The sequence below is a fragment of the Streptomyces sp. HmicA12 genome, from assembly GCF_000373565.1.
Taxonomy (GTDB): Bacteria; Actinomycetota; Actinomycetes; order Streptomycetales; family Streptomycetaceae; genus Streptomyces.
The window spans coordinates 662,430-674,766 of the sequence record NZ_KB891797.1 but is presented as its reverse complement, the minus strand read 5'-3'; the positions used below and the strand labels follow the sequence as shown (position 1 = coordinate 674,766).

Below are 12,337 nucleotides of genomic sequence, written 5' to 3'. Positions count from 1 at the left end.
GCCTCAGCCGCCCGAGCTGCCCTTGCCGCCGCCGAAGCCGCCGCGCGAGACACCCGAACCGCCGGAGCCGCCGGACGACTTCGTGAACGAGCCGCTCTTGACCCGGCTGCCGCTCTTCGAGCCGCCGTAGTACCAGCCGGCGTTGCCGCCCGACGAGCCGCTCTTGCAGTACTTGTCGTCGACGACCTTGTAGCCCTTGCTCGTGGTGTAGCTGTCGCGGTCGACGCAGCGCTTGTCCGGGTCGGAGTCGCAGGCCGTGAGCGTGGCGGCGAGGAGTCCGACGCCGCCGAGCACGACGGTGCCGGAGCGCAGGCGTCGTTGGACAGTGCTGTCCGTCATTGGTGTTCCCCCGTGTGTCCCGTGATGTGTGATGTGTGATGTGGCGTGAGTGGTGCGTGTGTCGGCGCCCAGCGTAGAGAGCGCCTTCCACGGCCGTAGACCCGAGTACCCCAAGATTCCCTTTGTGACTCTTGGAATGCTCTGCGCACTGGGTTCCGCCGTCTGCTTCGGCACGGCGTCCGTGCTCCAGGCGATGGCAGCGCGGGCGGCCGAGCCGGGTACGGGGTCGGGGGTCGATCCGGCGCTGCTGGTGCGGGCGCTCGGGCAGTGGCGTTATGTCGTGGGGCTCGGGCTCGACGGGGTCGGTTTCGTGCTGCAGGTCGTGGCGTTGCGGTCGTTGCCGATCTACGCGGTGGGGGCGGCCCTCGCCGCGAGTCTCGCGGTGACCGCGGTGGTCGCTGCGCGGCTGTTGCGGGTGCGGTTGAGCGGGGTCGAGTGGGGTGCGGTGGGGGCCGTGTGCGCCGGGCTCGCGATGCTGGGTCTCGCGTCGGGGGCGGAGGGGGACCGGGCCGGGTCGGACGCGCTGCGGTTCGCGATGCTCGGGGTGGCGGTGGGGGTGCTGCTCGTCGGGGTGGTGGCGGGCCGGTTGCCGGGGCGGGCGCGGGCGCTCGCGCTGGGGCTCGGGGCGGGGTTCGGGTTCGGGGTGGTGGAGGTGAGCGTGCGGCTGGTCGACGACGTGTCGCCGGGGGCGCTGTTCGCCAATCCGGCGGTGTACGCGCTGCTGGTGGGTGGCGGGGCGGCGTTCCTGCTGCTGACGTCGGCGTTGCAGCGCGGGTCGGTGACCGTGGCGACGGCGGGGATGGTGGTCGGGGAGACGGTCGGGCCCGCGCTGGTGGGGGTGGTGTGGCTCGGGGACCGTACGCGGGAGGGGCTCGGGTGGCTGGCGGTGCTGGGGTTCGTGGTGGCGGTGGCGGGGGCGTTGGCACTGGCCCGCTTCGGAGAGGCCCCGCCTGACTCCGTCGGTTCGGGGTGAGTTGGTGCGGGGGGCTTGGGGGCTCGGGGTGGCTTGGGGGTGCGTTGCCGGGTGCGGGTTGCGTCGTGGCTGGTCGCGCAGTTCCCCGCGCCCCTGAAGTGAGCTCCGCTCACTCAGGGGAGGCTGCGCGCAGCGCATGCCTCAGGGGCGCGGGGCTGTATCGCTCAGCCGCTCCGCCGCGGGGCGCGAGAAGCCCCCACCGGCCCGCAGCCGAAACACGTCAAGGCAGCACCCGGCACAACGCGTCCAGCGCCCCCACCCACCCATGATCCGCGGGCGTCCCGTACCCCACTACCAGGGCATCGAGCGGAGCGCCCCCCGCGTCACCGTGCCGGTAGGACGACAACCCCACCAGCGACAGACCCTGCCAGGCGGCCGCCCGCACCACCGACTGCTCGGTGCCGGGCGGCAGCCGGAGCACCGCGTGCAGACCGGCCGCAATGCCGGTGACCCGCACCGAAGGTGCCCGCTCCGCGAGCGCGGCGATGAGCTGGTCGCGGCGGTGCCGGTAGCGCAGGCGGGCGGCGCGCAGATGACGGTCGTAGGCGCCGGACGCGAGGAACTCGGCGAGGGTGAGCTGGTCCAGGACGCCGCAGGACCAGTCGCTGACCCCCTTCGCGGCGACGACCTCGGGTACGAGCCCGGCCGGCAGCACCATCCAGCCGAGCCGGAGCCCCGGGGCCAGGGACTTGCTGGTCGTGCCGAGGTGGACGACGCGTTCGGGGTCGAGGCCCTGGAGCGCGCCGACGGGCTGGCGGTCGTAGCGGAACTCCCCGTCGTAGTCGTCCTCCAGGACCAGGCCGCCGGTGCGCCGGGCCCAGTCGACGACGGCCGCGCGCCGGTCGGGATGGAGCGGGACGCCCATCGGGAACTGGTGCGCGGGAGTGAGGAGTACGGCGCCCGCGTCACCCAACTCGCCGACACACGTGCCGAGTTCGTCGTACGGGAGCGGGCGGGTGCGCAGGCCCGCGCGGGTCAGGATGTCCCAGTGGGGCGGCAGGCCGAGGGAGTCGACGGCCACGTCACGGCTCCCGCCCCGCGCGCGCAGCACGTCGCCGAGGAGTTGCAGGCCGTGCGCGAACCCGGAGCAGATCACGATGCGGTCGGGGTCTGCGTGCACACCGCGGGCGCGGGCGAGGTACCCGGCGAGCGCGGTGCGCAGTTCGGGGCGGCCGCGCGGGTCGCCGTAGCCGAGGGCGTCGTTCGGGGCGGCGGCCAGGGCGCGGCGGGCGGCCTTGAGCCAGGCGGCGCGGGGGAAGGAGGCGAGGTCGGGGCTGCCCGGCCGCAGGTCGTGCGCCGGGGCACCGGTGGCGCGGCGGGCCGGGGCGGAGGCCGGACACGGGGCGTCGACCGGCCGTTCGGCGACGCGCGTACCGGAGCCCTGCCGCGCGGTGAGCCAGCCCTCGGCGACGAGGTCGCCGTAGGCGTCGGCGACGGTGTTGCGGGCGATGCCCAGATCGGCGGCGAGGGTGCGCGAGGAGGGCAGCCGGGTTCCGGGGGCGAGGCGCCCGCCGCGTACCGCCTCGCGCAGCGCGTCGGTCAGGCCGCGCCGCAGGCCGGAGCCGTCTGCGGGCGCGATGTGCAGGTCGATGCCGAGCGCCTGCCCGGACGGTGAAGTGGCCCAAGATCCTGACATGGAAATGGACCATACTCCTGGGCTAATGCCTTCGTAGTCTCGAAGCATGACGACGAACACGAACAGCGGCACCCCGGAGTACGTGCACGAACACACGCCCCGCCTCGACTGGGCGCGGCACGCCCCCGACGTCTACAAGGCGATGGTCCGGCTCGACGCGGCGGCGCGGCAGGGTGTGGACCCGGTGACGTACGAGCTGGTGAAGATCCGGGCCTCGCAGATCAACCACTGCGCGTTCTGCGTGGACATGCACTCCAAGGACGCGCTGGCGGCCGGTGAGAGCGTGGAGCGGATCGTGCAGCTGGCCGCCTGGGACGAGAGCAAGCACTTCTACACGGAGAAGGAGGTCGCGGCGCTCGCGCTGACCGAGGCGATCACGGTCCTCACGGACGGTTTCGTGCCGGACGACGTGTACGAGGAGGCGGCGCGGCTGTACGACGAGAAGGAGCTGACCCAGCTCATCGCTGCGATCACGACGATCAACGCCTGGAACCGGTTCGGCGTGACCGCGCGCATGGTCGCGGGCCACTACAAGCCGGTCGGTGCCAAGTGAGCGCCAGGACCAGCTACTTGGACGCCGGGGTCCTCAAGGCGATGAGCGGACTGGCCGCCGCCGCCAAGAAGGGCCTCGACGATCCGGTCCTCGCCGAGTTGGTGATGATCCGGGCGTCGCAGATCAACGAGTGCGCGTTCTGCCTCGACATGCACGTGGACGTGGCGGTCGAGAAGAACGGCGAGAGCGCGAAGCGGATCGCCCTGCTCAATGCCTGGCGCGAGGCCGGCGACCTGTACAGCGCGCGGGAGCGGGCGGCGCTCGCGCTGACCGAGGCGATCACGGTCCTCACGGACGGATTCGTGCCGGACGACGTGTACGCGGCCGCCGCCAAGGAGTTCAATGAGACCGAGCTCGCCCATCTCATCGGCGTGATCACCGTCATCAACAGCTGGAACCGGCTGATGGTCAGCCGCCGCATCGCACCGGGAGGACCCGCGTGGTGAACACCGAGGCCGACGCGTTCCGCGCCCTGCACCACGACCGTTCCCCGGGCGATGCGCTCGTCCTGCCGGGCCCGTGGGACGCGGCGAGCGCCCGCGTCTTCGAGGAGACCGGCTTCCCGGCGCTCGCGACGCCGAGCGCGGGGGTCGCGGCGTCGCTCGGCTACGAGGACGGGGCCACGCCCGCCGACGAGATGTTCGCGGCGGTGCGCCGCATCGTGCGGTCCGTGTCGGTGCCGGTCAGCGCGGACATCGAGGACGGCTACGGCCTGGCCCCGAAGGAACTCGTGGAGCGCCTCCTGGAGACGGGCGCGGTGGGCTGCAATCTGGAGGACTCCACCCGCGACGGCGGCCTCAAGGACCCCCGCGCGCACGCCGATTGGCTGTCGGAGGTGCGGGCGGAGGCGGGCGGCGCCGTCGTCCTGAACGCGCGTATCGATACGTTCATCAGGACCGCCGCCGACCCGATCACGGCGGCGATCGAGCGGGCCCGCCTGTACGTGGCGGCGGGCGCGGACTGCGTGTACCCGATCGGCGCCCCCATCGAGGCCCTCCCCCGCCTGCGCGCCGAGATCACCGGCCCGATCAACGTGGGCGCACCGCCGAACGGTCCTTCACTGCGGGAGTGGGGCGAGGCGGGGGCGACCCGGATCACGTTCGGACCGGGGCTTCAGCGGCGGGCGGTCGCGGCGGTGCGGGAGATCGCGGAGGGGTTGCTGTAGCGGCGAGCAGCGGAGCCACCCGCTCTTCCGGGGCCCGGCGCCCGGAGCCCGGCGCCCGGAGCCCGGCGCCGGGAGATCGGATCGGTCACCGTGCCGGGCCGGAAGGCCCGCTTCCAGGTCGGCCGACGCAGGAGTTCCGGCGCGACGGGCTGATCTCCGGCCGCGGTTGGTCGCGCGGGCGTCACTGAACGGGTCCGGGGTGACCCCTCCGCCATGGGCCCGAAGAACGGCTGATAACTGATCGTTTCAGAATGAACGCTTGGCCAGGCGGTTGTTCGCTGCGAATATGCGCTTTCGACTCGGCGGTGATGGGCAGGACGCATGATGACGCGGTGGCATCTCTTGCGAGGGGACATCCTGATCGGCGAACTCAGTGAGTACGGTTGCGATCAGCCGTTCTTCCTGGCGCGCTTCACTCCGGGGCCAGGCTGGGAGAGTGTTAGGGCGTTGTTCGAGGCATCGGCGGCCCTCAGCGGGCCGGACCCGGACGGGGCTCGAACTTTCGCTGTGCTCAAGCCGTTGCAGGATCTGGAGCTCAGACTCGTTCCGGTTGATGGCCACCAGCCCTCGTTGCAGGTTCTCAAGAACTGCATGCTGCGCATCGACGGGTTCGAAGCTCGCCTCCGCTACTGACGCGGTGGTTGGCGCGCCTGCAGGAGCCGCCGCAGACAGATGAGACTGCAAGCCAGTTGAAGCAGTCCGCGATGGAGGTCGGCGCGTCGTTCGTAGCGGATGCGGAGCCGTTTGAACTGGTGCAGCCAGGCGAAGGCGCGCTCAACCACCCAGCGCACCTTGCCCAGTCCGGACCCGTGGGCGACGCCGCGTCGCGCGATCAACGGCTTGATGCCACGCTTCCACAGCAGGCGACGGTATTTGTCGAAGTCGTAGCCCCGGTCGCCATACAGACGCCGTGGCTTGCGGCGGGGACGTCCCCGCCGGCCCCGAATTGGCGGGACCGCGTCGAGCAGGGGCAGAAGCTGGGTTACGTCGTGCCGATTGCCGCCGGTGAGTGTGACGGCGAGTGGGATTCCGTGGCGGTCGACGATCAGGTGGTGCTTGGAGCCAGGGCGGGCGCGGTCGACGGGCGAGGGGCCTACGTGGTCCCCCCTTTGAGTGCCCGGATGTGCGACCCGTCCACGGAGCAGTCGTCCAGGTCCAGCAGATTGGCGCGGCGCAGTTCGGTCAGCAGGGCTGCGTGCAGGCGCGGCCACACGCCAGCCTCCGTCCAGTCCCGCAACCGACGCCAGGCCGTCACCCCGGAACAGCCCACGGTCTCCGCCGGGACGTCCCGCCAAGCGACACCGGTCCGCAGCACGAACAGGACTCCGGCAAGCGCTGTTCGGTCAGGAACACGCAACCGCCCGGGATACCGGCGGCGCCGCTCGGGAGTGGGTGGCAGCAGCGGGGCCACCCGCTCCCACATGTCGTCCGAAACGAGATCAGTACGCACCCGGACACCCTGCCGACCAAGATCGTCCAGTGCAAGACCCGCGGCTCAACTCATTCTGAAACGATCAGTAACACTCTCCCAGCCTGGCCCCGGAGTGAAGCGCGCCAGGAAGAACGGCTGATCGCAACCGTACTCACTGAGTTCGCCGATCAGGATGTCCCCTCGCAAGAGATGCCACCGCGTCATCATGCGTCCTGCCCATCACCGCCGAGTCGAAAGCGCATATTCGCAGCGAACAACCGCCTGGCCAAGCGTTCATTCTGAAACGATCAGTTACTCCTACGACCCGGCGGGCCGCCTGATCGCGGAGACGGACTTCGACAGCCGCACGCAGCACTACGCCCACGACGCGTCCGGCCGCCTCACGACCCGCACCACCCCGCTCGGCGACACGATCGAGTTCACCCACGACCCGCTCGGCAACCTCACGGCCAAGACGGCGGCGGGGGCCGTCACCCAGTACTCGTACGACCTGGCCGGCCGCCCCACCCGCATCAGCGGCCCGGACGCCGTCCTCACGTACACGTACGACACGGCGGGCCGCACACTCTCCGAGTCGACGAACGGCCGCACGGTCTCCTACACGTACGACGCCCTCGGCCGCCGCACCTCTCGCACCACGCCCACGGGCGCCGGGAGCGCCTGGTCCTACGACGCGGCGGGCAACCGCACCGCCCTGACCGCGTCCGGCCGCACACTTTCCTTCACGCACGACGCCCTCGGCCAGGAACTGACGCGCACGCTCGGCCCCGCCCTGACCCTGACCAGCACCTGGGACCCCCTGGGCCGCCTCACGACCCACCAGGTCACGGGCCCCGCCGCGCAACCCCTCCAGCACCGCGCGTACACCTACCGCGCCGACGGCAACCTCACCGCGATCGACGACGCGCTCAACGGCCCGCGCCGCTTCACCCTCGACGCACGGGGTCGCGTGACGGCGGTGACGGCCCACAACTGGTCCGAGTCCTACGCGTACGACGCCGCCGGCAACCAGACACAGGCCACTTGGCCGGAGTCGATGCCGGGCCAGGAGGCGACGGGCGCCCGCGAGTACATCGGCACCCGGATCACCCGCGCGGGCGCCATCCGCTACGAGTACGACGCGGCGGGCCGCACCACGCTCCGCCAGAAGACGCGCTTGTCCCGCAAGCCGGACACGTGGTGCTACACGTGGGACGCGGAGGACCGACTCGTCGCGTGCGTGACGCCTGACGGCGTGGTGTGGCGGTATCTGTACGACCCGCTGGGGCGGCGGATCGCGAAGCTGCGGTTGGCCGGGGACGGCGAAGTGGTTCTGGAGCGGGTGGAGTTCGCGTGGGACGGTACGACTCTGTGCGAGCAGACTACGCATGGCTCGGACAGCAACACCGGGCTTGCAACCACCTGGGACTACAACGCTCTCGAGCCTCTCCTGCAGCGAGAGCGAATATATGCGCCCCGTGCCGCTCAGCATGAAATCGACGAACGCTTCTTCACGATTGTCACCGATCTAGTCGGTGCCCCCACCGAGCTCTTGGACGAGGGCGGCACTATTGCCGCACGCACCCGAAATACGCTCTGGGGGGCCACGGTCTGGACGCGAACCGCGACCACCCACACGCCTATACGCTACCCAGGGCAGTATTTCGATCCTGAAACTCAGCTCCACTACAACCTATTCCGTCATTACGACCCTGCGACTGCCCGATACCTCACGCCTGATCCGCTGGGACTGACGCCCGCACCGAACCCCAGCACGTACGTCCGCAACCCGCACACCTCGGCCGATCCGCACGGGCTCACCCCGTGCCCTCTGGGCGAGCGCAGCAACCCCTTCCAGAATCGCCAAGACGCAGAAAGGGCGGCTTACGACCTTGCTGGGGTTCCGTATGGCGAGAAGCCAGTGGCAGAATGGACTGTCACTGGAAATGAACAGCTCAAACACGTGCCGGGATACACTTATTCGAGCCAATGGCAGCACTGGGGCCACTTTCGCCAATTTGAGACCGACCAGGGATCCCGCGTAATCGTCGAGCACACATTCGACAAGGCTGGACCACATTTCCACGCAGGAAAACCTAAGGTCGACGACAGTCGCAGCTTCGTCAACTTTGGATGGGATAACCAGAGAGTATTTCGATCCGACGGATCGGCAGGCTATCCGGAAGATATGGAACGGTACGCCAAGATAAATAAGCCCGGCGGCGATCACCATCTCTTCTATCGCGACGGATGGGGCTCATGAACATAAAAGAAGGAAGGGAGTGCAGGCATGGCTCACAAATCACCCACGGAAGGCTGGCGTGACACGATCACGCATTGTGGACTCCAACTCGTATCCGAATTCGAAACCCAGGTGCGCACCTCTACAATGACAGCCATTTACGCTGCCACCGGGGTCGACGTTAAACCAACCGCAAGAATCCCCGCGACTTCTTCTCGCCCACCGGAGGAGCTAGATCAAGAATGGCACGAGCAAGCGCTTCACCACTCACTGTATGCAGATGACCAGTCGTTCCTAATTATCCCACCTGGAAGTGGCGGAAGCTCCTTCGGTTGGGTCAAAGTAAAGGATCCAGTCGGACACAGTCTACCGTCTCGCATTTTTGCAGCAACCGGCAATACGGATTTCGTTGCCATCTCGACCGATGGGCGCCGCCTGTGCGCCGTCACCTTGGAAGAGGATGAATACTGGGTGGTGACACATGAATTTGCCTGAGTATCACCGAGATTCCCCATCTCACATCCACCCGGGGCGGAAAATGGAGCGCTCAGCCTGATCGCGACGACCGGTCCGAGAATCGAGAGCAGGACCAAGCAGAGCCGGACAGCCATGGTCACGCGCGCAAAAGGATTCACGGATCAATGAATGGACCTGAAGCAACCGAACGGCTCATCGCCTTGATGCGCGAGAACGATGACATTGCACACTTCGCCGACGGATGCAGCGAGGAGATGATCACGACAGCAGAAGAGCAGATCGGCCTGAATTTCCCGCCTTCATATCGCAAATTCCTCTCAGTCGTCGGAACCTGTGATATTGCGGGAGAGGAATTTATCGGCCTCTATCAGACCCCAGGCATGGGTGAGAAGCTTCTGGGTTCGGTGTCTGAAACACTGGATGCACGAAGCCATGGCCTACCCACAGCGTTCATCGTCGTAATGTTCGATGGAATGGGAGGTCTGATTGTTCTCGACACTTCGAGTAGGGACACCGAAGGCGAGTATCCCATTCGCGTCTGGAACCCGGGAGACACAGACCTGAACGACAGTGAAGTATTGGGCCAGAATTTTGGAACATACGCACTGAATGTCAGCCAGAAAGCTGTTGACCGTTGGCGTGTGTCATCAGACTGACATTCATCCACTTGGCCAACACGGTCGCCCAAATTTTGAAACGGCGTGCTGACGCGCTCCTCCGCCGATGCTCCTCCGCGTGAAATTGCATGGACCGTCGCGCGAAGGCTCAGTACGGTGACGGCGTGTGCTTCTACGCGGAGGTCTCCTACAAGCTCCACTACGTGTGCGTCTCGTGTCGCGTCAGCTTCAAGCAGCACGCCTACGCGCATCAGGAGCACCCGTGCCCGAACTGCGCCCGGCCCCTCGTGTGCGCCGGTCATGACTTCGCGCCGCCGCGCAGACGTGACGTGCGTGGCTGGTCCGTAGTGGCCGCCGTGCTGGCGGCGGGGCTGCGTTACGAAGGGCGGTCGGCCTGCGGGTGCGATCGGGAGCCCCGGTACCGCCCGCGCACACGAGCCGATCTGCGGGCGCGGCAGGTCGTTGCCGCGCGGGAAGGGCTGGCGTTGGCCGAGGCGTTCTCCCGACCGGACCCTCTGACGTGAGCAAGTCGCGCGAGGAACTGGTGAGCATGGTCCAACTGCTCATCGACGCACGCCTCCCCGAGGGCCGCGAGGACCGGCTCGTCGAGGAGCTGAGATCTAGCGTCCCGCATCCACGCATCACCGACCTGATCTACTACAACACCCCTGAACTCACCGCCGAGCAAGTGGTGCAGCAGGCTCTCGCCTACTGCCCCATCGAGCTGTGACACTTGAACGAGGAACTGCCCGTCCGCGTACAGGTCGACGGACGGCTCGTCGAGTGGAAGCTGCTTGTCGAAGGGGACGGGCCGTGGGTCCTCACTCTGCGGTCCCCGGCGGGGAACGAGTGTTCCGCTCAGGGGGACGACGTCTTCGACGTCCTGCGCGTCCTGCGTGCGGAACTCGCGCCCCGGGCCGTGAAGATCTGCTGCAACGGGGCACGGGCCAATGTCCGGCCGTCCGGGTTCGCCTCCTCGTACGGATCCTGGATGATCTACGTCCTGCACCGGTGGCGGCCGGTTACCGTGCGGGACCTGGTTCCCACCTTCGACCACTGTGAGCCCGGCCTCGTCGGCTCCGTCGAGGAGCAGGATGCCTACTGGGAGCGGTACTTGTCCGATCGGGGGAAGTGGCTCAAGCTCATCAATCCGGTGTGGTGGGCCTACTTCCTCACGGCTTCCTGGGGGCGGCCCAAGTTCCGGCCGGGGCCGTAGGGGACTTCGGCGATCCGAGTCCCAGCTCGAACCAGACCACCTTGCCCACCCCCTCCTGCCGGGGCTCCGCGCCCCACTCCCCCGCCAGCATCTCCACCAGCGCCAGCCCCCGCCCCGACTCCTCCTCCGACGACGCCGTGCGCGGCGCCGGGAGTACGTCGCTCGCGTCCGTCACCTGCACCCGTAGGCGGTCCCGCGTCAGGATCGCTCGGGCCCAGATCTCCCGGCCGGCCGGGGTCTTCGCGTGGCGGTAGGCGTTCGTCATCAGTTCGCTGAGCAGCAACTCCGCCGTTTCCGCGACCTCTTGGGGCAGCGCCCAGGATGCGGCCTGCTCCCGGAACAGGTGGCGTGCCCGGCCCACGCTTCGTGCGTGACGCGGCAGGCGCCACTCGATGTCCCGGGGGAGTTGCGTCGGCGGTTTCGTCTGCATGCGTTCACCGTCCCGGTTCGCGCGTACGCTCGGGAGTAACGGCGCATGTACTCGGGGTAGTTGTACCCGTCGTGGCCCTTGGTGGAGGTGTGCGTGCCGATGTCGACCGAGATGAATCCCGCGTGGCGCTACTGCGGTAGCCAGATCAAGCTGTGGCGCACCGAGGCGGGGGTCGACCGCGAGATACTCGCCAAGGAAGCCGGGTACGGCTGCGAGTACGTGAAGTCCATGGAGAACGGGCGGCGCAAGCCGACCCTCCGGCTCCTCCAGATCGCCGACCAACTCTGCGGCGCGGGCGGGAAGATCGTCGCCGCGCAGGAGTACCTGAAGCCCGAGCCGCATCCGCAGCGGTCGCAGGAGTTCATGGCGCTGGAGAAGGACGCCATCGCCGTCAGTTCGTACGAGCCGCTGCTCGTCCCCGGGCTGCTCCAGGCGCCGGAGTACGCGACCGCGCTGATCAGCGCCAGTTCCCCGCCGCTCGACGACGAGACCGTCCAGGAGCGCGTTGCCGGGCGACTGAAGCGGCAGGAGGCGTTGAGCGCGCGTACGGGCGTCATGTTCAGCTTCGTGATGTTCGAGGCGGCGTTGCGGTCACAGGTGGGCGGGCCCGAGGTGATGGGGCGGCAGCTCCAACATCTACTGAATGTCGGTGAGTTGCGGAACGTGTTGATTCAGGTACTGCCCTTCGGGCGGGCCTACGGTGTCGCGCTCCGAGGCGCCGTTGCCCTTGTGGAGACGGTCGACCATGAGCGCTACGCGTACGTGGAAGGGCCGGAGACCAGCACCCTGTACGCCGACGCGGACAAGGTCAGTGCGCTCACCCGGGCCCATGGCATGATCCTCATGCACGCTCTCAGCCCCGAGGATTCGGCCGAGTTCATCAGAAAGGTGGCGCAGGAACCGTGAACGCCAGCCTGATGTGGTTCAAGTCCAGCTACAGCGACGACCAGGGCGGCAACTGCCTCGAAGTCGCCCTGGAGTGGCGGAAGTCCAGCTACAGCGACAGCCAGGGCAGTAACTGCCTCGAAGTCGCCCTGGAGTGGCGGAAGTCCAGCTACAGCGACAGCGAGGGCAGCAACTGCCTCGAAGTCGCCGCCTGCCCCACCCTCATCCACATCCGCGACTCGAAGCTCGGGTCCCAAAGTCCCAGCTTCAGTGCCGCCGCGCCCGCCTGGAACGCCTTCCTGGCGCACGCCCGCAGCGCCGCCCCCAGCGCCTCTCGCCGCGCCACCCGCACCGCCTGAGCTTCGAGCCCCGAAACCCGAGCGCTGCTTTCAA

The 12,337-nt window shown here is 68.4% G+C and carries 15 protein-coding genes and 1 pseudogene; 12 read left to right on the top strand and 4 right to left on the bottom strand.

What is annotated here, in order from left to right; genetic code table 11:
* Nucleotides 1-3 precede the first annotated feature (3 nt).
* A complete protein-coding gene (locus B072_RS0103290) occupies nt 4-339 on the bottom strand; it encodes a hypothetical protein (protein WP_018528499.1) in 336 nt (111 codons plus the stop codon).
* 136 nt (nt 340-475) lie between these two features.
* On the opposite strand from B072_RS0103290, the gene B072_RS0103285 reads away from it, so the two are divergent.
* Entirely contained in the window at nt 476-1,312 is an 837-nt protein-coding gene (locus B072_RS0103285) for a hypothetical protein (RefSeq protein ID WP_018528498.1), read from the top strand.
* Between the two features lie 220 nt (nt 1,313-1,532).
* Here B072_RS0103285 and B072_RS0103280 read toward each other — a convergent pair whose 3' ends face one another.
* Nucleotides 1,533-2,948: a PLP-dependent aminotransferase family protein gene (locus B072_RS0103280; protein WP_018528497.1), complete on the bottom strand. Its 1,416-nt coding sequence runs from the start codon at nt 2,946-2,948 to the stop codon at nt 1,533-1,535.
* Between the two features lie 46 nt (nt 2,949-2,994).
* On the opposite strand from B072_RS0103280, the gene B072_RS0103275 reads away from it, so the two are divergent.
* The 4 genes from B072_RS0103275 (at nt 2,995) to B072_RS0103260 (ending at nt 5,299) form a co-directional block, all read left to right on the top strand.
* The gene (locus B072_RS0103275; protein WP_018528496.1) at nt 2,995-3,501 is read left to right on the top strand and encodes a carboxymuconolactone decarboxylase family protein; all 507 of its coding nucleotides are present in this window, start codon (nt 2,995-2,997) and stop codon (nt 3,499-3,501) included.
* Nucleotides 3,498-3,947, top strand: a complete 450-nt coding sequence (locus B072_RS0103270) for a carboxymuconolactone decarboxylase family protein (protein ID WP_026245398.1) — start codon at nt 3,498-3,500, stop codon at nt 3,945-3,947. The genes B072_RS0103275 and B072_RS0103270 overlap by 4 nt, the downstream gene beginning before the upstream one ends.
* Nucleotides 3,941-4,666, top strand: coding sequence for an isocitrate lyase/PEP mutase family protein (locus B072_RS0103265; protein WP_018528494.1), 726 nt, complete (start codon nt 3,941-3,943; stop codon nt 4,664-4,666). The genes B072_RS0103270 and B072_RS0103265 overlap by 7 nt, the downstream gene beginning before the upstream one ends.
* A 321-nt stretch (nt 4,667-4,987) precedes the next feature.
* A complete protein-coding gene (locus B072_RS0103260) occupies nt 4,988-5,299 on the top strand; it encodes a hypothetical protein (protein WP_018528493.1) in 312 nt (103 codons plus the stop codon).
* On the opposite strand, the gene B072_RS46170 is transcribed toward B072_RS0103260, so the two are convergent.
* A protein-coding gene (locus B072_RS46170) for an IS5 family transposase (RefSeq protein WP_237500060.1) occupies nt 5,293-6,089 on the bottom strand; the annotation gives its coding sequence in 2 pieces (ribosomal slippage) (nt 5,293-5,777 and nt 5,777-6,089; 798 coding nt in all). The two genes, B072_RS0103260 and B072_RS46170, sit on opposite strands and share 7 nt — an antisense overlap.
* A 298-nt stretch (nt 6,090-6,387) precedes the next feature.
* Here B072_RS46170 and B072_RS42255 point away from each other — a divergent pair.
* The 5 genes and pseudogenes from B072_RS42255 to B072_RS0103235 form a co-directional block, all read left to right on the top strand.
* Nucleotides 6,388-8,340 (top strand): annotated as a pseudogene (locus tag B072_RS42255) (RHS repeat-associated core domain-containing protein); the annotation flags it as partial.
* A 27-nt stretch (nt 8,341-8,367) separates the two neighbouring features.
* Entirely contained in the window at nt 8,368-8,814 is a 447-nt protein-coding gene (locus B072_RS46165; protein ID WP_078506257.1) for a hypothetical protein, read from the top strand.
* Between the two features lie 146 nt (nt 8,815-8,960).
* On the top strand, nt 8,961-9,452 hold the full coding sequence (locus tag B072_RS46160) for an SMI1/KNR4 family protein (RefSeq protein WP_078506256.1): 492 nt from the start codon (nt 8,961-8,963) through the stop codon (nt 9,450-9,452).
* Between the two features lie 481 nt (nt 9,453-9,933).
* The gene (locus B072_RS0103240) at nt 9,934-10,143 is read left to right on the top strand and encodes a bacteriocin immunity protein (protein ID WP_018528489.1); all 210 of its coding nucleotides are present in this window, start codon (nt 9,934-9,936) and stop codon (nt 10,141-10,143) included.
* Between the two features lie 3 nt (nt 10,144-10,146).
* A complete protein-coding gene (locus tag B072_RS0103235) occupies nt 10,147-10,629 on the top strand; it encodes a hypothetical protein (RefSeq protein WP_018528488.1) in 483 nt (160 codons plus the stop codon).
* Here B072_RS0103235 and B072_RS0103230 read toward each other — a convergent pair.
* Nucleotides 10,586-11,059 (bottom strand): ATP-binding protein, encoded by a 474-nt coding sequence (locus B072_RS0103230; RefSeq protein WP_018528487.1) that lies wholly within the window; start codon nt 11,057-11,059, stop codon nt 10,586-10,588. The genes B072_RS0103235 and B072_RS0103230 overlap by 44 nt on opposite strands.
* 99 nt (nt 11,060-11,158) lie before the next feature.
* Here B072_RS0103230 and B072_RS0103225 point away from each other — a divergent pair, with 99 nt between their 5' ends.
* Together B072_RS0103225 and B072_RS0103220 are read left to right on the top strand one after the other, a co-directional pair.
* Nucleotides 11,159-11,965 carry a helix-turn-helix domain-containing protein gene (locus B072_RS0103225; protein WP_018528486.1) on the top strand — a complete coding sequence of 269 codons (807 nt, stop codon included), beginning with the start codon at nt 11,159-11,161 and terminating at the stop codon, nt 11,963-11,965.
* Complete coding sequence (locus tag B072_RS0103220) at nt 11,962-12,303, top strand: DUF397 domain-containing protein (RefSeq protein ID WP_018528485.1); 342 nt, start codon at nt 11,962-11,964, stop codon at nt 12,301-12,303. Before B072_RS0103225 ends, B072_RS0103220 begins: the two co-directional genes overlap by 4 nt.
* Nucleotides 12,304-12,337: the final 34 nt, after the last annotated feature.